This is a genomic window from Zestomonas insulae (genome assembly GCF_016901015.1).
Lineage (GTDB): Bacteria > Pseudomonadota > Gammaproteobacteria > Pseudomonadales > Pseudomonadaceae > Aquipseudomonas > Aquipseudomonas insulae.
In genome coordinates this window covers 430,519-448,094 of sequence record NZ_JAFEUP010000003.1, presented here as the reverse complement: position 1 = coordinate 448,094, position 17,576 = coordinate 430,519, and the positions used below count along the sequence as shown (strand labels likewise).

General features: G+C 67.8%; 18 protein-coding genes. 6 read left to right on the top strand and 12 right to left on the bottom strand.

Going from position 1 to position 17,576, the window contains the following annotated elements:
- Positions 1 to 10 precede the first annotated feature (10 nt).
- From JQX08_RS11855 to JQX08_RS11820, 8 genes are read right to left on the bottom strand one after another with little or no spacing between them, the layout of a single operon-like run.
- Complete coding sequence (locus JQX08_RS11855) at positions 11 to 1,006, bottom strand: septal ring lytic transglycosylase RlpA family protein (RefSeq protein ID WP_205348930.1); 996 nt, start codon at positions 1,004 to 1,006, stop codon at positions 11 to 13.
- Positions 1,006 to 2,016 (bottom strand): lytic murein transglycosylase B, encoded by a 1,011-nt coding sequence (gene mltB, locus JQX08_RS11850; RefSeq protein WP_205348580.1) that lies wholly within the window; start codon positions 2,014 to 2,016, stop codon positions 1,006 to 1,008. The genes JQX08_RS11855 and mltB overlap by 1 nt, the downstream gene beginning before the upstream one ends.
- Before the next feature lie 11 nt (positions 2,017 to 2,027).
- A complete protein-coding gene (gene rodA, locus JQX08_RS11845) occupies positions 2,028 to 3,173 on the bottom strand; it encodes a rod shape-determining protein RodA (RefSeq protein WP_430472524.1) in 1,146 nt (381 codons plus the stop codon).
- The gene (gene mrdA, locus JQX08_RS11840; protein WP_205348579.1) at positions 3,170 to 5,068 is read right to left on the bottom strand and encodes a penicillin-binding protein 2; all 1,899 of its coding nucleotides are present in this window, start codon (positions 5,066 to 5,068) and stop codon (positions 3,170 to 3,172) included. The genes rodA and mrdA overlap by 4 nt, the downstream gene beginning before the upstream one ends.
- A 10-nt stretch (positions 5,069 to 5,078) precedes the next feature.
- Complete coding sequence (gene rlmH, locus JQX08_RS11835) at positions 5,079 to 5,546, bottom strand: 23S rRNA (pseudouridine(1915)-N(3))-methyltransferase RlmH (RefSeq protein WP_205348578.1); 468 nt, start codon at positions 5,544 to 5,546, stop codon at positions 5,079 to 5,081.
- A gap of 14 nt (positions 5,547 to 5,560) precedes the next feature.
- Positions 5,561 to 5,920, bottom strand: coding sequence for a ribosome silencing factor (gene rsfS / locus JQX08_RS11830; protein ID WP_205348577.1), 360 nt, complete (start codon positions 5,918 to 5,920; stop codon positions 5,561 to 5,563).
- Between the two features lie 13 nt (positions 5,921 to 5,933).
- Positions 5,934 to 6,593 (bottom strand): nicotinate-nucleotide adenylyltransferase, encoded by a 660-nt coding sequence (gene nadD, locus JQX08_RS11825; protein WP_205348576.1) that lies wholly within the window; start codon positions 6,591 to 6,593, stop codon positions 5,934 to 5,936.
- Positions 6,593 to 7,858 carry a glutamate-5-semialdehyde dehydrogenase gene (locus JQX08_RS11820; protein ID WP_205348575.1) on the bottom strand — a complete coding sequence of 422 codons (1,266 nt, stop codon included), beginning with the start codon at positions 7,856 to 7,858 and terminating at the stop codon, positions 6,593 to 6,595. Before JQX08_RS11820 ends, nadD begins: the two co-directional genes overlap by 1 nt.
- 310 nt (positions 7,859 to 8,168) lie before the next feature.
- Between JQX08_RS11820 and JQX08_RS11815 the strand changes: the two genes are divergently transcribed.
- Positions 8,169 to 9,398 carry an alpha/beta fold hydrolase gene (locus tag JQX08_RS11815; protein WP_205348574.1) on the top strand — a complete coding sequence of 410 codons (1,230 nt, stop codon included), beginning with the start codon at positions 8,169 to 8,171 and terminating at the stop codon, positions 9,396 to 9,398.
- A 12-nt stretch (positions 9,399 to 9,410) separates the two neighbouring features.
- On the opposite strand, the gene JQX08_RS11810 is transcribed toward JQX08_RS11815, so the two are convergent.
- A complete protein-coding gene (locus JQX08_RS11810; RefSeq protein WP_205348573.1) occupies positions 9,411 to 10,271 on the bottom strand; it encodes a class I SAM-dependent methyltransferase in 861 nt (286 codons plus the stop codon).
- Between the two features lie 64 nt (positions 10,272 to 10,335).
- Here JQX08_RS11810 and JQX08_RS11805 point away from each other — a divergent pair, with 64 nt between their 5' ends.
- Both JQX08_RS11805 and JQX08_RS11800 read left to right on the top strand, forming a co-directional pair.
- Entirely contained in the window at positions 10,336 to 11,070 is a 735-nt protein-coding gene (locus tag JQX08_RS11805) for a DNA-3-methyladenine glycosylase (RefSeq protein ID WP_205348572.1), read from the top strand.
- Positions 11,067 to 12,383, top strand: a complete 1,317-nt coding sequence (locus tag JQX08_RS11800) for a bifunctional DedA family/phosphatase PAP2 family protein (RefSeq protein ID WP_205348571.1) — start codon at positions 11,067 to 11,069, stop codon at positions 12,381 to 12,383. The genes JQX08_RS11805 and JQX08_RS11800 overlap by 4 nt, the downstream gene beginning before the upstream one ends.
- A 147-nt stretch (positions 12,384 to 12,530) precedes the next feature.
- Here the strand turns inward: JQX08_RS11800 and JQX08_RS11795 are convergent, their stop codons facing one another.
- From JQX08_RS11795 to JQX08_RS11785, 3 genes are read right to left on the bottom strand one after another with little or no spacing between them, the layout of a single operon-like run.
- Positions 12,531 to 13,121, bottom strand: coding sequence for an LON peptidase substrate-binding domain-containing protein (locus tag JQX08_RS11795; RefSeq protein WP_205348570.1), 591 nt, complete (start codon positions 13,119 to 13,121; stop codon positions 12,531 to 12,533).
- Positions 13,122 to 13,152: 31 nt separating this feature from the next.
- Complete coding sequence (locus JQX08_RS11790; protein ID WP_205348569.1) at positions 13,153 to 13,869, bottom strand: LrgB family protein; 717 nt, start codon at positions 13,867 to 13,869, stop codon at positions 13,153 to 13,155.
- Positions 13,866 to 14,228, bottom strand: coding sequence for a CidA/LrgA family protein (locus JQX08_RS11785; RefSeq protein ID WP_205348568.1), 363 nt, complete (start codon positions 14,226 to 14,228; stop codon positions 13,866 to 13,868). Before JQX08_RS11785 ends, JQX08_RS11790 begins: the two co-directional genes overlap by 4 nt.
- A gap of 189 nt (positions 14,229 to 14,417) precedes the next feature.
- Here JQX08_RS11785 and JQX08_RS11780 point away from each other — a divergent pair, with 189 nt between their 5' ends.
- The 3 genes from JQX08_RS11780 (at position 14,418) to JQX08_RS11770 (ending at position 17,575) form a co-directional block, all read left to right on the top strand.
- The gene (locus JQX08_RS11780; RefSeq protein ID WP_205348567.1) at positions 14,418 to 14,873 is read left to right on the top strand and encodes a MaoC family dehydratase; all 456 of its coding nucleotides are present in this window, start codon (positions 14,418 to 14,420) and stop codon (positions 14,871 to 14,873) included.
- Between the two features lie 229 nt (positions 14,874 to 15,102).
- Positions 15,103 to 16,830 (top strand): C13 family peptidase, encoded by a 1,728-nt coding sequence (locus JQX08_RS11775; RefSeq protein ID WP_430472523.1) that lies wholly within the window; start codon positions 15,103 to 15,105, stop codon positions 16,828 to 16,830.
- A 103-nt stretch (positions 16,831 to 16,933) separates the two neighbouring features.
- Entirely contained in the window at positions 16,934 to 17,575 is a 642-nt protein-coding gene (locus JQX08_RS11770) for an oxidoreductase (protein WP_205348565.1), read from the top strand.
- Position 17,576 lies beyond the last annotated feature (1 nt).

The following is a 17,576-nucleotide window of genomic DNA, read 5'->3' as shown; positions in this document are numbered from 1 at the left end:
CGGTCGGCCGTTACTCCGGCCGGACCAGGGTCGGCTGGCCGAGATTGGCCAACCGGACACTGTCTTGAAGTTGCTGGGCTTCACCCTGAGTGCCGATCGGCCCCATGCGCACCCGATGCAGGATCTGCTGGTTGCGCACCACCGAGCTGATAAACACCGGGGCAGCCACCGTCTCGCTCAGCTTGGCCTTGAGGAGTTCGGCAGCGTCCGGATTGGCGAAGGCTGCCACTTGGAGATACAGGCCAGAGGCTCCGGCTGAAGCGTTTTTTTTTGAGTCCATCTGCACCGGCAGGACGGCGGCGGCGTGCTGTTGCGGCGGCGGGGTGTACTGCTCGACCGGCGCGCTGGCGATCTGCGCGACCGGCTGCGGCTTCACCTGGGCCATCTGCGGCTGGGCGAGAACCAGCGGAACAGGCTTGCCCTGTTGGGCCCACCACTGCTGCGGATCGATACCTTCGACCTTGACCCGCGCGGTGCCGACTTCGGCGTAACCGAGTTTCTTCGCCGCGGCGAAGGACAGGTCGATGATCCGGTCGGAATAGAACGGTCCCCGGTCGTTGACGCGGAGGATCACGCTCTTGTTGTTTTCCAGGTTGGTGACGCGCACGTAGCTTGGCAGCGGCAGGGTCTTGTGCGCTGCGCTCATACCGTACAGGTCGTATTTCTCACCGTTGGCGGTGGCCTGGCCGTGGAACTTGGTGCCGTACCAGGAAGCGGTGCCGACAGCCTTGTAGCTGCGCGATTCGGCCAGCGGGTAGTAGGTCTGGCCGAGCACGGTGTAGGGATTGGCCTTGTAGGCGCCGTAGTGCGGCATCGGCACGGCGTCAGGGATGCGCGACACGTCGACGTCCCACCAGGGCGCGCCGTCGCGGTGCGGGCGGTTGTAGTCACCGGGCCCGGAGATCGCCGTCGACTGGGTCGGCGTCGGCGCGTGGCTGGTCGAGCAACTCGCCAGCAGCAGGGCCACGGCGCCAAACGTCAGCAGTCTTCCCGGCTGTACTCGCATCACTTGCTGCTCCGTGCTTTCACAAGCGCCTCGGACAGTTGATAGACGGCCATGGCGTACATGGCGCTGCGATTATAGCGAGTGATCACATAAAAGTTCGGCAGGCCCATCCAGTACTCCATCCCCGCCGCGCCTTCCAGACGGATGGCAGTCACCGGAATGTCGTCGCGCAGCACCTCGCGGGTCACCCAGCCGAAGCTGCGCAGCTGGCCGACGGTGGTCGACGCCTCGAGCCCCGGGCTGAGGTTGTCGTCGGCCTGCGCGCCAGTCACGCTGGCGGCGCTGACCACCTGCTCGCCGGGCGCCCAGCCATGCCGTTTGAAGTAGCTGGCGACGCTGCCGATGGCATCGTCCGGGTCGCTCCAGATATTGATGTGGCCGTCGCCGTCGAAGTCCACCGCGTAGGCGCGGAAGCTGCTCGGCATGAACTGCGGCAGGCCCATGGCGCCGGCGTAGGAGCCTTTCAGGGTGAGCGGATCGACCTGCTGTTCGCGGGCCAGGAGCAGGAACTGCTTGAGTTCCTTGCGGAAGAACTCGGCACGCGGCGGGTAATCGAAGCCCAGCGTGGACAGCGCGTCCATCACCCGGAAGCCGCCGGTGTTGCCGCCGTAGAAGGTCTCCACGCCGATGATCGCGACGATGAACTGCGCCGGCACGCCGTACTCGCGCTCGGCGCGCGCCAGGCTGGCCTCGTGCTGGCGCCAGAACTCGACGCCGCCATTGATGCGCTTGTCGGTGATGAAGATCGGCCGGTAGTCCTTCCACGGCTTGACCCGTTCGGCCGGCCGCGAGATGGCATCGAGAATGCTCTGCTTGCGTTCCACCTCGTTGAACAGGCCGATCAGCTGTTCACCGGCGAAACCGTAGTCGCGGGTCATCTCGCCAACGAATTCGGCCACCTGCGGCGAACCCTCGTAGTCGCCCGCCAGGACGTGGGGAGCGAGACCAAGGATGCCAGCCATGCTGACCCAGTAGGCACTTCGAGTCGCCAAGCGACGCAGTACGCGCATTAAATTCCCCATCAAACCTGAGCGATCCACTTACGGTGCGTATGGATCGCCATCAAAAGCCCAAACCCTGACAGCAGCGTCACCAAGTGAGTTCCGCCGTAGCTGATAAAGGGCAGGGGCACCCCCACCACCGGCAACAGGCCACTGACCATGCCGATGTTCACGAATACATAGACGAAGAACGTCATCGTCAGACTGCCGGCGAGCAACTTGCCGAACAAAGTCTGCGCCTGGACGGTAATCACCAGGCCGCGCCCGATCAAGAGCAAATACACCAATAGCAACAAACAGATACCGACTAGGCCGAACTCTTCGCCGAGCACCGCAATGATAAAGTCCGTGTGGCTTTCCGGCAAAAAATCCAGGTGCGACTGGGTGCCGAGCAGCCAACCCTTGCCGAACACTCCGCCGGAGCCGATCGCCGCCTTCGACTGGATGATGTTCCAGCCGGTGCCGAGCGGGTCGCTTTCCGGGTCGAGGAAGGTCAGTACGCGCTGCTTCTGGTAGTCGTGCATGACGAAGAACCACATGGCCACCGCCACCGGTACCGCAGCCGACAGCGCACCGAAGATCCAGCGCCACTGCAGGCCGGCGATGAACAGCACGAACACCCCGGAGGCGAGGATCAGCAGCGCGGTGCCGAGGTCCGGCTGGCGTACGATCAGCACGAACGGCACGACGATCAGCGCCAGGCTCACCGCGACATGCTCGAGCTTCGGCGGCAGACTGCGCTTGGCCAGGTACCAGGCGATGGTCGCCGGCATGAGGATCTTCATGAACTCGGCGGGCTGGAAGCGGATCACCCCGGGGATGTTGATCCAGCGCGTCGCGCCCATGGCGTTGTGGCCCATCACGTCGACCACCACCAGCAGACCGACGCCGAGTACATAGCCGAGCGGCACCCAGCGGGCCAGGAAGCGCGGCTCGAACTGGGCGATGACAATGGCGCCGAAAATGCCGAGGCCGAACGACGAGGCCTGCTTGATCAGCAGGTCCCAGTTCTTGCCGCTGGCCGAATAGAGGACGAACAGGCTGCCGGCGGCGAGCACCAGCAACAGCAGCAGCAGCTGGCCATCGATGTGCAGGCGCTGCAGCAGGCTGGAGCGCCGGCGCAGTACGTCTTCGTTGGACAGGTTACGGTCGAAATTTCCGTTCATCGGCTGGCGCTCGTGTTCGCGGTGACCGGCAGCGGCTGACGGTACTCGGGCTTGAGCTGGCCGTCTTCGCCGAGCAGCCAGGCATCCATGACTTGCTTGACCACCGGCGCGGCGACGCCGGAGCCGGACTCGCCGTTCTCGACCATCACCGCCACGGCGATCTTGGGATTCTCCGCCGGGGCGAAGCCGACGAACAGCGCGTGGTCGCGGTGGCGCTCCTGGATCTTCGAGCGGTCGTACTTCTCGCCCTGCTTGATCGCCACCACCTGCGCGGTACCGCTCTTGCCAGCGATGCGATAGACCGCGCTGTCGCCGACCTTGCGCGCGGTGCCGCGGGCGCCGTGGACCACCTGCTCCATGCCGTTGCGCGCATAGTCCCAGTACTTCTGGTCGCGCAGGACGATATCCGGCAGCGGCTCGGGATCGACCGGCGGCTGGCCCTCGATGGTCTTGGCCAGGTGCGGGCGCAGCCACTTGCCGTGGTTGGCAACCAGCGCAGTGGCCTGCGCCAGCTGCAGCGGGGTGGCCTGCATGTAGCCCTGACCGATGCCGAGGATCAGGGTCTCGCCGGGGAACCAGGCCTGGCGGTAGCGTGCGCGCTTCCACTCGCGCGACGGCATCAGCCCGGCCGACTCCTCGAACATGTCCAGCGCCACGCGCTGGCCGAAGCCGAAGCGGCTCATGTAGCTGTGCAGGCGGTCGATGCCCATCTTGTGCGCGAGGTCGTAAAAGTAGGTGTCGTTGGAACGCATGATCGCCGTTTCCAGGCTCACCCAGCCGTCGCCGGTGCGGTTCCAGTTGCGGTACTTGTGATCGTAATTGGGCAGCTGATAGAAGCCCGGGTCGAACACCCGGCTGAGCGGAGTGACCACCCCGGCGTCCAGACCGGACACCGCGACCATCGGCTTGACCGTCGAACCGGGCGGATACAGGCCGCGCAGCACACGGTTGAACAGCGGCCGGTCGATCGAATCGCGCAGCTCGGCATAGGCCTTGAAGCTGATCCCGGTGACGAACAGGTTGGGGTCGAAGCTCGGCTGGCTGACCATCGCCAGCACTTCGCCGTTGTTCGGATCGAGCGCCACGATCGCTCCGCGCCGTCCGGCCAGCGCCTGCTCGGCGGCCTCCTGCAGGCGCAGGTCGAGGGTCAGGATCAGGTCGGCGCCGGGCACCGGGTCGGTGCGCTTGAGCACCCGCAGCACGCGGCCACGAGCATTGGTCTCGACCTCTTCGTAACCGACCTTGCCGTGCAGCTGGTCCTCGTAGAAACGCTCGATGCCGGTCTTGCCGATGTGGTGGGTGCCGCTGTAGTTGATCGGATCGAGCTTTTTCAGCTCGGCCTCGTTGATCCGCCCGACGTAGCCGACCGAGTGGGCGAAGTGCTCCTTGTTCGGATAGTGGCGGACCAGTTGGGCGACCACCTCGACGCCGGGCAGGCGGAACTGGTTGACCGCGATCCGCGCGATCTGCTCCTCGGACAGCTCGAACAGGATCGGCACCGGCTCGAACGGCCGGCGGCCCTGCTTCATGCGCTTCTCGAACAGCGTGCGGTCTTCCTGCGACAGCTGCAGCACTTCGACGATCACGTCGAGCACGCCCTGCCAGTCGCCGGCGCGCTCGCGGGTCACGGTCAGGCTGAAGCTCGGCCGGTTGTCGGCGATCACCACGCCATTGCGGTCGAAGATCAGCCCGCGGGTCGGCGGAATCGGCTGCACGTGGACGCGGTTGTTTTCCGACAGGGTCGAGTGGTAGTCGTACTGGATCACCTGCAGGAAGTACTGGCGGGCGATCAGCACCAGGGTCAGCAGCAGCACGGCCACGGCGCCGACGATGACCCGCGCACGCACCAGGCGGGCGTCTTTCTCGTGGTCCTTCAGGCGAATCGGCTGCGGCATCGATAACTACTTATTTGTGATACGGGTGGCCCGACAACACGGTCCAGGCGCGGTAGATCTGCTCGCCGACGAGGATACGCACCAGCGGGTGAGGCAGGGTCAGCGGCGACAACGACCAACGCTGCTCGCTGCGCGCCTGCACCTCCGGCGCCAGCCCTTCCGGGCCACCGACCATCAGGTTGACCGTGCGCGCATCCAGGCGCCAGCGCTCCAGCTCGGCAGCCAGCTGCTCGGTGCTCCACGGCTTGCCGGTCACCTCGAGGGTCACCACCTTCTCGCCCGGCTGCACCTTGGCCAGCATGGCTTCGCCTTCCTGACGGATCAGGCGCGCCACGTCGGCGTTCTTGCCGCGGGTGTTGAGGGGAATTTCCACCAGTTCGAGGGGCAGCTCGGCGGGCAGACGCTTGACGTATTCCTGCCAGCCATCCTCGACCCAGCGCGGCATGCGCGAGCCGACCGCGATCAGACGCAGACGCACGGGACCGCCGCTACTTATTCGTGGTCCGGGAGGTGGTGCGCGCGGCTCTGCTCGGCGCCCTGCCACAGACGCTCGAGGTCATAGAACTGGCGAGTGGCGACCTGCATCACGTGCACCACCACATCGCCGAGGTCGAGCAGCGCCCATTCGCCGCTGTCCAGGCCTTCGTTGCCGAGCGGGCGCACGCCCTGCTCCTTGACCTTCTCCAGCACTTCCTGGGCCATCGCCTTGACGTGACGGCTGGAGGTACCGCTGGCGATCACCATGAAATCGGTGACGCTGGTCTTCTCGCGCACATCGATGGTGGTGATGTCCTGGCCTTTCAGGTCTTCCAGCGCCGCGATGGCGATCTTGACCAATTCTTCGTTCTGCATTGTTACCTCTGATTCAATTCGGCGCGCGGTACAGACCGTGCGCATGGATATAGGCAAGCACGCTGTCGGGGACCAGATATCGGACCGAGCGGCCTTCCGCCAAGCGCTGGCGGATCTGCGTGGCGGACACCGCCAGCGGCGTCTGCCAGATGAAACTGATCTGCCCGGCCACACCGACGATGGCCTGCGGATCGTTGACGCTGCGCGCGGCAAGCAAGTTGCGCAGCGCCTCCGAGGCTTCGCTATCGGCATCCGGACGCTGCAGCACGAGCATGTGACAGTGCTGCAGCAACTCTTCCCAACGGTGCCAGCTGGGCAGGCCGCAAAACGCGTCCCAGCCCAGCAGGAGAAACACCTGGTCGTCGGCAGCCAACTCGCCGCGCAGCGATTCCAGGGTGTCAATCGTGTAGGACGGCCGCTCGCGCTTGAGCTCGCGGTCGTCCACGCGCAGCGGCGGCACATCGGCCACCGCCAGTTCGACCATCGCCAGGCGCTGCGCCGCGGACACCTGCGGCGTGTCGCGGTGCGGCGGGCGCGCACTGGGGATCAGGCGCAGCTCGTCGAACTGCAGGTACTCGGCGACTTCCAGTGCGCCACGCAGGTGGCCGATGTGCACAGGATCGAAGGTGCCGCCGAGAACACCGATGCGCCGGGCGTCGCTACGTCGGGCCATCAGGTGCGGATGTGCCCGTCGCCGAACACCACGTACTTCTCGCTGGTCAGGCCATCCAGGCCGACCGGGCCGCGGGCGTGCAGCTTGTCGGTGGAGATGCCGATCTCCGCGCCCAGGCCGTACTCGAAACCGTCGGCGAAACGCGTCGAGGCGTTGACCATTACCGAGGCGGAATCCACTTCGGTGAGGAAGCGCCGCGCATCACTGAAGTTCTCGGTGATGATCGCGTCGGTGTGCTGCGATCCGTAGCGGTTGATGTGCTCGATGGCCTGCTCCAGGCCGTCGACGATGCGGATCGACAGGATCGGCGCGTTGTACTCGGTGCGCCAGTCTTCCTCGGTCGCCTCGAGTACGTCAGCGCCGAGCAGTGCGCGGGTCGCCGCGTCACCGCGCAGTTCCACGCCCTTGTCGCGGTAGATCGCCGCCAGCGGCGGCAGCACGCGCGCAGCGATGCCCTCGTGCACCAGCAGGGTTTCCATGGTGTTGCACGGCGCGTAGCGCTGGGTCTTGGCGTTGTCGGCGACGCGAATCGCCTTGTCGAGGTCGGCGGCGATGTCGATGTAGACGTGGCAGATGCCGTCCAGGTGCTTGATCACCGGCACCTTGGCATCGCGACTGATGCGCTCGATCAGGCCCTTGCCACCGCGCGGGACGATCACGTCGACGAACTCCGGCATGCTGATCAGCGCGCCGACGGCGGCGCGATCAGTGGTTTCCACCACCTGCACGGCGGCGGCCGGCAGGCCGGCTTCGGCCAGACCGAGCTGGATGCAGCGGGCAATCGCCTGGTTGGAATGGATCGCCTCCGAGCCGCCACGCAGGATGGTGGCGTTGCCGGACTTCAGGCACAGGCTGGCGGCGTCGATGGTCACGTTCGGCCGCGACTCGTAGATGATGCCGATCACCCCGAGCGGCACGCGCATCTTGCCGACCTGGATGCCCGACGGCAGGAAGCGCATGTCGCGAATTTCGCCGATCGGGTCGGGCAGCGTGGCGACCTGGCGGAGACCTTCGATCATCTCGTCGATGCGTGCCGGGGTCAGCGCGAGGCGGTCGAGCATCGCCGCGTCCAGGCCATTGGCGCGGCCGTTGGCCAGGTCTTTCTCGTTGGCGACGGTCAGCTCGGCGCGCGCGGCGTCGAGCGCATCGGCAGCCGCCTGCAGCGCGCGGTTCTTCTGCGCGGTGTTGGCGCGGGCGAGCACCCGCGAGGCTTCGCGCGCGGCGCGGCCCAGGCGGGTCATGTAGTCGAGCACGGACTCGGTCATGGTCTCGGAGGTCTGGCAGTTGGGAAAATTGGCTGATTATAGCGACCGCGCCGCCTCGCGCCCAGCCGCGCCGGGCGGATGGTAGACGGACCGTTCCACCCCGCCCCGCGCGTAACGGTGCGCGGGGCGTGCCCGCGGCCCCGGCGGCGAGACGGTGACACTCGCCGCGCAGCGCCGCCCGAAGGTTGGGTAAACAAAATCACCCCGGATGTTTACCTTCAAATGGCCATCACCGGCGCAGTTCGCCGAACCACAACAAAATCCTCCACCAGGCCGCGTGACCCGCCGCCTGGCGCGCCGGAGTGCCGCCATGCGCTACCGTACCGACTACCAGCCCAGCCTGCTGACCGAGCCACCCATGGTCCTCCGCCTCGGCGCCTGGAACCTCCACTACCTGGCGTTCTCCCGCGCTGCCGACGACCGCCGCCCCCCGGTGTTGCTGCTCGGCGGCGCGTTCCAGTGCTTCCGCTCGTTCGCCAGCGAAGTGGCGGAGCTGCTCGCCGACCACCCGGTGATCCTCCTCGACCTGCCCAGCCAAGGCGGCAACCTGCAGCTTGCTCCGGAGCTCGACCTGAACGGCCTGGCCGACCTGATCGCCGCCTTCGCCGAAGCCCTTGAGCTGCCGCCGCTGCAACCGATCGGCCTGTCCTACGGTTCGGCGCTCGCCGCGCTGTTCGCCGTGCGCCATCCGCAGCGCTGCGCGCGCCTGCTGCTGGCCGGGATCACCGCGTTCGGCCGCCCCGGTGCGCGGCGCCTGCTGGAAGAAAGCCTGGCACTGCTCGACGAGGACCGCCTCGGCGAGTTCGCTCAGGGCGCGCTGACCGGCCTGATCAACCCGCTGCATGTCAACGAGACCGGCGTCTCGCCGGTGTTCCGCAAGGCGCTGCTGCGCCAGCTGCAGCGCCTGGGCGTCGAGGAGATCGAACGCTACCGGCAGAACAGCCAGCGCCTGCTCGGTTTCAGCGGCTTCGCCCGCCACCCGGAGTGCCCAACCCTGGTGCTGGCCGGCGAGCACGACCACTTCACCCAGCCCTGGGAGCATGCGCAGTTCGCCGCCGCCTGCGCGCAGGCCGACTGCGCGCTGATCCACGGCGCCGACCACCTGGCCCAATTCGAACGGCGCAGTGCCTGCGCCGCGCTGTACACGCCATTCCTGCGCGGCGCCGAGCTGCCACCGAGCAGCCCCGGCAGCACGCGCCTGGCGCACAGCCAACTCGGCCACCTGGAACGGCGTCAGGAGGCGCGCCTGGCGCCGCGCAATCGCCGCGCGCAGCTGCGCCATGCCACGGCCGGCGAATGGTCGGCGGAACTCGCCGAGCTGGGCTTCTTCGGCTGCCTGCTGCGTGGCGAACTGCCCGCCGGGCTGCCGCGCCGCGACTGGTGGCTGCTCAGCGACGAGTTGCCGGCGCAACCCCTGCTGCTGCTGCGCCAGGACCACGATGAACTGGCCGGGGTGTTTCCGCACACCGACGCCCAGGCCAGTGCCGCGCTGGCGGCGCAGGTCGGCGAGGCGCGCCTGCCGGAAGCCGCCTGCGCCTGAGCCGCCGGCCGCTCAGTTGAGCGTGCCGGTGTGCGCCTCGATCACCCGCAGCATGCTCGGCATCGCCACGGCCGGCAGCTCGAGGCTGACTTGGTCCGGATCGATCACCTCCACCGCACGGAAGCCACAGCCGTGGAACGCCGCGGCGATCGCGGCCGTGCTGCGGTAGTGCAGCCAGTAGCCGCCGCGCGTCAGCCGGCCGACCAGGTCGATGCCCCAGCGCAGCTGGCGATAGCGCGGATGCTCGCGCAGGTCGGGGTACAGCTCGGTGAGGTAGCTGCCGCGCGGAAAGGCTGCCAGCTGGGTGGCCAGACGCGTCCAGAAGCCTTCGAGCAGTGCCAGCGGGAAGTAGTTGACCAACCCCTCGGTGATCACCAGCACCGGCTCGTTGCGGTCCAGTTCGGCGAACAGCGCGGCCAGGCTGCGCTCGCCCTGCTCGGCGAGGATGTCCACGTCGCGCACCCGATGACGGCTGTCCAGCCAGCCTTCGCTGTGCAGCAGCAAGCGCTTGCGCGCCGCCATACCCGGCAGGTCGGCCTCCAGGTAGCGCAGTTGCGGGTAGCGCTGGCAGAAACGCCGGCCGCGTGGCGACAGGCCGCAGGCGATCTCCACCACCTGGCGCACCCCGCCGGTCTCGATCGCCGCGGTGAGGCGCGCGTCGATCAGCAGGTGGCGTTGTAACAGGATGTTCTCTAGGTCCAGCCCGGCCAGCTCGCGCACGCCCCAGGTCAGCGGGGTGAGCAGGGTATGGGCGAAGCGGCCGAAGCCGGTGGCGAAGGCCGGCTCGGACAACTGGTGGCGGTACCAGACGTAGCCGGTGTAGTGCGCACTGGGGCTGATGTGCGCGCTGTCGGCGCGGGCGCGGGCGGACATGGGCGAGACTCTTGTTGTTATCATCGCGCCCAGCCTAAGCCCTTGCGACCGCGCCCGACAGCCCATGCCCGCCGATCCCATCCTTGGTTTGCCTACCCGCTCCGACCTGCCCTGGCCGCAGGGCCGTGCGCTGCCCGATGGCTTCTTCGACCGCGACGCGCAGACCCTGGCGCGCGCGCTGCTCGGCAAGGTCATTCGCCATCGGGTCGAGGGCCTGTGGCTGGCGGCACGGATCATCGAGACCGAGGCCTACTACCTGGACGAGCGCGGCAGTCACGCCTCGCTCGGCTACACCGAGAAGCGCCGCGCGCTGTTTCTCGACGGCGGGCACATCTATATGTACTACGCACGCGGCGGCGACTCGCTGAACTTCAGCGCCCACGGCCCGGGCAACGCGGTGCTGATCAAGTCGGCGCACCCGTTCGTCGACGCGCATTCCGGCGCCGCCAGCCTGGCCCTGATGCAGCGCCTCAACCCCGATGCGCAGGGCCAGCCGCGGGCGCCGGAGCGCCTGTGCGCCGGGCAGACCCTGCTGTGCCGCAGCCTCGGCCTCAAGGTGCCGGACTGGGACGCGCAGCGTTTCGACCCCGAGCGGCTGTTCGTCGAGGACGTCGGCGCGCGCCCGGCGCAGATCATCCAGACCACCCGGCTGGGCATCCCGCACGGCCGCGACGAACACCTGCACTACCGTTTCGTCGATGCCACGTTCGCCCGCCACAGCACGCGGAACCCATTGCGTCGCGGCCAAGTCGAAGGCCGGGACTACCACCTGCACGGCGCCGAGGAGCCCGATCGATGAGTGCATGGCTCGACAGCCTGACCGGCTGGCTCGGCGTCCACCCGCAGTGGCTCGGCCTGGCGCTGTTCGTGGTCGCCTGTGTCGAATGCCTGGCGATCGCCGGCATCCTGGTGCCCGGCACCGTGCTGCTGTTCGGCATCGCCGTGCTGGCCGGCAGCGGCGCCCTCGACCTGTGGCAGACCCTGCTGCTCGGCTACACCGGCGGGCTGCTCGGCGACGCGCTGTCCTATGCGGTCGGCCGGCGCTTCCACCAGAACATCCGGCGCCTGCCGGTGCTGCGCCACCACCCGGAGTGGATCGGCAGCGCCGAGGCCTACTTCCACCGCTACGGCGTGGTCAGCCTGCTGGTCGGCCGCTACATCGGCCCGCTGCGACCGATGCTGCCGATGGTCGCCGGGATGCTCGACATGCCGCTCGGGCGCTTCATCGGCGTCAGCCTGATCGCCGCCGCCGGCTGGTCGGTGGCCTACCTGCTGCCCGGCTGGACCACCGGCGCAGCCATGCGCCTGCCGCTGCCGCCGGGCTTCTGGGCCGACGCGGCGTGGGTGATCGGTGGCCTGGCGCTGGTCATCGGCCTGACTGTGCACGGCAGCCTGCGCGGCCGGCGCTGGGCCACGCCGGTCACCGCCGGGCTCAGCCTGCTGGCGCTGCTCGCCCTGCTGCTCGGCTGGCCGTACCTGCACGAGCTCGACCAGGGTCTGCTGACCCTGATCCAGGAACAGCGCAGCGCCGGCCTCGACCGCTACATGGTGCTGCTCACCCGCCTCGGCGACCTGCGCACCCAAGTGGTGGTCGGTGTGCTGCTGGTCGGCCTGCTGCTCGCCACCCGGCAATGGCGCGCCGGGCTGTTCGCCGGTGGCGCGCTGCTCGGCACCGCACTGGCCAACGGCCTGCTCAAGGCGCTGTTCGCCCGCAGCCGTCCGGAGGTGCTGCTCGAGCCGCTGTCCAGCTTCAGCCTGCCCAGCGGGCACAGCTCGGCGGCGTTCGCCTTCTTCCTCACCCTCGGCATCCTCGCCGGCCGCGGCCAGCCGGTGCGCTGGCGGCTGACCTGGCTGCTGCTGGCCGGCCTGCCGGCGCTGGCGATCGCCCTGTCGCGGGTCTACCTCGGTGTGCACTGGCCGACCGACATCATCGCCGGCGCGCTGCTCGCCGGCGGCTTCTGTGCGGTCAGCCTGAGTCTGGCGCAGTGGCACACGCCGCTCGCCGCGCTGTCGCAACGCATCTGGTGGTTGATCCTGCCGGCCTGTCTGGCGCTGCTCGGCGCCTTCGCCCTGTGGGCGCTGCCCGAGGCCCTGCAGCGCTACGCCTACTAAGTGTCTGTCGACGATTTCCTGGCTCGCGCCCAGACGGCGTTAAAAGTGGCCTCAAAATGCTCATTTACCCTTCGTAAACTGTGCTTTTTCGGCCACTTTGCCTTGTCTGGCGCTAATCCAGGAGATCGCACCCGACTCTGAGCCGCGCTAGGCGGTCATCTCGCCCTGCAGCTGCTCGAGCAGGCGCTGGATGCGCTGCAACTGCGTCTGCGGATCGTCGAGGCCGAGCAGTTCGAGCTTCTGCTCCAGGCTGAACGGCAGCAGGTAGGCGAGCTGGTTGGCCAGCGCCTGCTGGTGGGCGACCACGCCGCCCATACCCAGCTCGGCGACCATCGGGTGTTCGGCCAGCGCCGCCAGCAGTGCGGCGAGGTCGGCCTGCTCGGCGAGCAATGGACGGGGCTCGCTCTCGGCCAGCCAGTCCACCTCGGCGACGGTCAGCTGGTCGCGCTGCACCTCGCTGTGCTGCACGCGAAAGCGCCGGCCACCCTCGACGCGAATGCCGAGCAGGCCATTGGGCCGTTGTTTCCAGTCGCGGATCAGCGCCTCGCAGCCGACCGGCGCGGTGCGCGCAGCGGCCTGACCGACTTCCGCGCCGTCGAGGATCGCCACCACGCCGAAGCCGCCGCCCTGCTTCATGCAGCGCCCGAGCATGTCCAGGTAGCGCGCCTCGAAGATCTGCAGGTCCAGCGTGCAGCCGGGGAACAGCACGGTGTTGAGCGGAAACAGCGGCAGGGTCATGGTCAGGTCTCGGCCAGGGCGTGCGACAAGCTTAAACGATCAGCGCCACGGCCAGGGGCAGCAGCACCGCGGTACCGACGCCCATCAGGCTCATGCCCAGCGCGGCGAATGCGCCGCACTCCTCGCCTTCCTGCAGTGCCCGCGAGGTGCCCACCGCGTGCGCGGTCATGCCCAGCGCCAGCCCCTGCGCGGCCGGATGGCGCACGCCGATCAGGCGCAGCAGTTCGGGGCCGCAGATCGCCCCGATCACCCCGGTGATCAGCACAAACACCGCCGCCAGCGCGGCGATGCCGCCGATCTGGTTGGCCACCAGCATGGCGATCGGCGAGGTCACCGACTTCGGCGCCAGGCTCATCAGCATCAGGTGCTCGGCACCGAACAGCCAGGCCAGCGCCACGCCGAGCACGGTGGCGACCACGCCACCGATCAGCAGGGTCAGCAGGGTCGGCCAGAACAGTTGGCGGATGCGCTTGAGGTTGAGGAACAGCGGCACCGCCAGGGCCACCGTGGCCGGGCCGAGGAACACCGTGAGCACCTCGGCGCTCTTGCGGTACTCGGCGTAATCCAGGCCGCAGGCGAGCAGCACGCCGATCACCAGCAGCATCGACACCAGCACCGGCTGGAGGAACACCCAGCGGGTCTTCTCGTAGGCGGCCAGCGCCAGCTGGTAGGCGCCTAGGGTGACGCCGACACCGAACAGCGGGTGATGAATCAGCGCCTGCCAGGCGCCCGTCCAGTCGAGGCTCATGGCTCACCCCGGCGCCGCGCCTGGCGGTCGATGAGTTTCTGCATGAGCCAGCCGGCGAACAGCAGGGCGAGCAGCAGCGAAAGCAGCAGCGAGCCGGCCACCGCCCAGAAGTCCGCGGCGATGTCCCGCGCATAGGCCATCACCCCGACGGCGGCTGGGACCAGCAGCAGCGGCAGGTAGCGCAGCAGGCTGCTGGCCGCTTCGCTGACCGGCGCGCTGACCTCGCCCTGGAAGATCAGGTAGGCGAGTAGCAGCAGCAGGCCGATGATCGGCCCCGGCAGCATGGGCAGCAGCAGCACGTTGAGCGCCGTGCCGAGCAGTTGGAACAGCACCAGCCAGGTCAGGCCGCGTAACAGCATCGAAAAATCTCCACAAACAGGGGCCGCCACGGGGCGTCAGCGGGCCGGCGCCATTATAAGCAGGCCCGGCGCGCGTCTATACCTAGCCATTCGCCGCAGGCATGCGTACTTGACCCAACCTTTGGCGCATGGTGATCTTCGCCCAATACGGTTCAATTCCAATAAAAAACCGCCCATCAAGGAGGCAACATGCCGTCAGTACCCCTCTCTGAACTGAAGACATTCATCGGCAAAGACCTCGGTCATTCCGACTGGCTGACCATCGATCAGGAGCGCATCAACCAGTTCGCCGATTGCACCGAAGACCACCAGTTCATCCACGTCGATGTCGAGAAGGCCAAGCACACCCCGTTCGGCACCACCATCGCCCACGGCTTCCTCTCGCTGTCGCTGATTCCGCACCTCAGCTCGAGCCTGTTCATCGCCCCGGAAGGCATGAAGATGGGCGTCAACTACGGCCTCGACAGCGTGCGCTTCATCCAGCCGGTGCCGGTCAACTCGCGCGTGCGCCTGCAGGTCACGGTGCTCGACATCACCGAGAAGAACCCCGGCCAGTGGCTGATCAAGTCGCGCTGCACCCTGGAGATCGAAGGCCAGGCCAAGCCTGCCTACATCGCCGAAAGCCTGGCGCTGTGCTTCGTCTGAGAGCCTGTTTTACGATTTTCTGGATTAGAGCCAGACAAGGCAAAAGTGGCCGAAAAAGCGCAATTTACGAAGTGTAAATGAGCATTTGAGGCCACTTTTAACGCGGTCTGGCCGCGAGCCAGGAGATCGTAAACAGGCTCTAGCCGGGCCTGAACCGTACGGGGCGCCCCGAGCGCCCCGTCGCATTTCTGGGGCATACTGCCGGCATGCCACGACTGGGATGTCCGCCATGCGCCGCCTGCTTGTCCCCTTCTCGCTGCTTCTGCTGCTCACCGCCTGCGGCGAAGGCGAGCCGCTGACGCCGCCGAGCGCCGTGCTGCCGGATGGCGGTCGCTACCGGGGCCAGGTGGTCGACGGCCTGCTGCAGGGTCCGGGGCGGCTCGACTACGCCAACGCCAGCTGGTTCGAGGGGCAGTTCAAGGACGGCCTGTTCGACGGCCAGGGCGAATGGCGTGGCGCCAACGGCGAGCGTTATGTCGGCGAATTCCGCCGCGGTCTGTTCGACGGCCAGGGCAAGCTCAGCTACGGCAGCGGCGTCACCTACGAAGGCAGCTTCCAGCAAGGCCAGATGCACGGCCAGGGCAGCTTCAAGCGCAACGGCGAACGCTATCAGGGCGAATTCGCCAAGGACCGCTACAACGGCCTAGGCAAGCTCGAGCGCGACGACGGCAGCAGCTTCCAGGGGCAGTTTCTCGAAGGCCAGCCGAATGGCAGCGGGGTGCGCATCGACAGTGACGGCAGCGAATTCAGCGGCACCTTCAGCAACGGCCTACTGAACGGTGAAGGCAGCTACCGCACCCGCGACGGCGACCACTACAGCGGCGCCTTCCTCAACGACGAGTTCGCCGGCAAGGGCCGCTACGAGAACGCCGACGGCGATGTGTGGAGCGGCGAATTCGCCAACGGCGCACTGAACGGCAGCGGTGAATACCGCGGCGCCGACGGCACTCATTACCAGGGCCAGTTCCGCAACTGGCGCTACCACGGCGAAGGCCTGCTGCGCCTGCCCGACGGCAGCCGCTACCAGGGCAGCTTCGTGCGCGAGAGCTACAGCGGCCAAGGCAGCCTGACCGCCGCCGACGGCAGCGTGCAGAGCGGCACCTGGCAGGGCGGCCAACGCATCCGCGACGAGCGCGGCCAGTTGCTGCCCGACCCGTTGGAGATCGGTCTGCTGCGCCAGGGCGCGTTGCTCGACCAGGCGCTCGCCGCGCTGCCCGCCTCGACCCCGGCGCTCGAGCTGTACAGCCTGAGCCTGGCCGGCGACGGCAAGCAAAGCGTGTTCCTGCGCGAGGCCGACTACGTCAGCCGTCTGCTCCTGCAGCGCTTCGGCGCTTACGGCCAGATCAGCCTGATCAACCACCGCGACCACCTCGCCGACCGCCCGCTGGCCACCCGCGAGAACCTCGGCCGCGCGCTGCGCACCCTGGCCGAGCGCAGCGGTCCGGAGGACCTGCTGTTCATCTACCTGACCAGTCACGGCTCGCGCAATCACGAACTCAGCCTCGACCAGCCGCGCCTCGAGCTGGCCAGCCTGTCCGCCGACGAGCTGGCGGTGCTGCTGCAACCGCTCAAGGAGCGCGACAAGATCGTGGTCATCTCGGCGTGCTTCTCCGGCGGCTTCATCCCGGCGATCAAGGACGACCGCACCCTGGTGATCACCGCCGCACGCGCCGACCGGGTGTCGTTCGGCTGCTCGGAGGAGAATGACTTCTCCTACTTCGGCCACGCGCTGTTCGCCGACGCATTCAACGAAACCGACGACATCGAGCGCGCCTTCGACCGCGCCCGCACGCTGGTCGCCGAACGCGAGAAGGCCGACGGCTTCGACCCCTCGGAACCGCAGATCTGGGCGCCCAGCGGCGTGCTCAAGCACTGGCAACGCTTGCGCGAAGCGCAGGCGCGGCGAGCCATGAGCGCGCTGAACGCGGCCCAGGCGCAACCCGCCGCCGGCAAGTGACGCACGTCACACGGCGAGAACCAATAGCCATTCGAAACGTCCATTACTGCATACCCGTGGCTTAGCTTCTAAGCTCTGGGTGTAACGGAAGCGAGAACTCTCCATGTACTTGACCCCGCAACGCATCCTGCTCGCCGGCGCCACCGGACTGACCGGCGAACACCTGCTCGACCGTCTGCTCAACGAGCCGACGGTGCGCCGCGTGCTGGCGCCAACCCGCCGCCCGCTGGTCGAGCATGCGCATCTGGACAACCCGCAAGGCGAGTTGGCCGCGCTGCTGCCGGAGCTCAACGGACCGATCGACACGGCGTTCAGCTGCCTCGGCACGACCATCAAGCAGGCCGGCTCGCAGGAGGCGTTTCGCGCTGTCGACCACGACCTGGTGCTGGCCTTCGCCCGCCGCGCGCGGGAACTCGGTGCGCGGCATTTCCTGGTGATCAGCGCGCTGGGTGCCGACGCCAAGTCGGCAGTGTTCTACAACCGCGTGAAGGGCGAACTGGAAGCCTCGCTGCGCGCCATGGACTGGCCGCAACTGACCATCGCACGGCCCTCGCTGCTGCTCGGCGAACGCCGCGAAACCCGCCTCGGTGAGCAACTAGCCGCCCCCTTGGCGCGACTGATCCCCGGCAAGTACCGCGGTATCGCCGCGTGCACCCTGGCGCGCGCCCTGTGGCGTCTGGCGCTGGAGGAAGACAACGGCGTGCGGGTGGTCGAGTCGGATGAGTTGCGCAAGCTGGGGCGCTAAA

Excerpts from the sequence above, each read along its gene's own strand:
- JQX08_RS11855 (WP_205348930.1), bottom strand. The coding sequence starts at position 1,006 with ATGCGAGTACAGCCGGGAAGACTGCTGACGTTTGGCGCCGTGGCCCTG.
- mltB (WP_205348580.1), bottom strand. The coding sequence starts at position 2,016 with ATGCGCGTACTGCGTCGCTTGGCGACTCGAAGTGCCTACTGGGTCAGC.
- rodA (WP_430472524.1), bottom strand. The coding sequence starts at position 3,173 with ATGAACGGAAATTTCGACCGTAACCTGTCCAACGAAGACGTACTGCGC.
- mrdA (WP_205348579.1), bottom strand. The coding sequence starts at position 5,068 with ATGCCGCAGCCGATTCGCCTGAAGGACCACGAGAAAGACGCCCGCCTG.
- rsfS (WP_205348577.1), bottom strand. The coding sequence starts at position 5,920 with ATGCAGAACGAAGAATTGGTCAAGATCGCCATCGCGGCGCTGGAAGAC.
- nadD (WP_205348576.1), bottom strand. The coding sequence starts at position 6,593 with ATGGCCCGACGTAGCGACGCCCGGCGCATCGGTGTTCTCGGCGGCACC.
- JQX08_RS11820 (WP_205348575.1), bottom strand. The coding sequence starts at position 7,858 with ATGACCGAGTCCGTGCTCGACTACATGACCCGCCTGGGCCGCGCCGCG.
- JQX08_RS11815 (WP_205348574.1), top strand. The coding sequence starts at position 8,169 with ATGCGCTACCGTACCGACTACCAGCCCAGCCTGCTGACCGAGCCACCC.
- JQX08_RS11810 (WP_205348573.1), bottom strand. The coding sequence starts at position 10,271 with ATGTCCGCCCGCGCCCGCGCCGACAGCGCGCACATCAGCCCCAGTGCG.
- JQX08_RS11805 (WP_205348572.1), top strand. The coding sequence starts at position 10,336 with ATGCCCGCCGATCCCATCCTTGGTTTGCCTACCCGCTCCGACCTGCCC.
- JQX08_RS11800 (WP_205348571.1), top strand. The coding sequence starts at position 11,067 with ATGAGTGCATGGCTCGACAGCCTGACCGGCTGGCTCGGCGTCCACCCG.
- JQX08_RS11795 (WP_205348570.1), bottom strand. The coding sequence starts at position 13,121 with ATGACCCTGCCGCTGTTTCCGCTCAACACCGTGCTGTTCCCCGGCTGC.
- JQX08_RS11790 (WP_205348569.1), bottom strand. The coding sequence starts at position 13,869 with ATGAGCCTCGACTGGACGGGCGCCTGGCAGGCGCTGATTCATCACCCG.
- JQX08_RS11785 (WP_205348568.1), bottom strand. The coding sequence starts at position 14,228 with ATGCTGTTACGCGGCCTGACCTGGCTGGTGCTGTTCCAACTGCTCGGC.
- JQX08_RS11780 (WP_205348567.1), top strand. The coding sequence starts at position 14,418 with ATGCCGTCAGTACCCCTCTCTGAACTGAAGACATTCATCGGCAAAGAC.
- JQX08_RS11775 (WP_430472523.1), top strand. The coding sequence starts at position 15,103 with ATGCGCCGCCTGCTTGTCCCCTTCTCGCTGCTTCTGCTGCTCACCGCC.
- JQX08_RS11770 (WP_205348565.1), top strand. The coding sequence starts at position 16,934 with ATGTACTTGACCCCGCAACGCATCCTGCTCGCCGGCGCCACCGGACTG.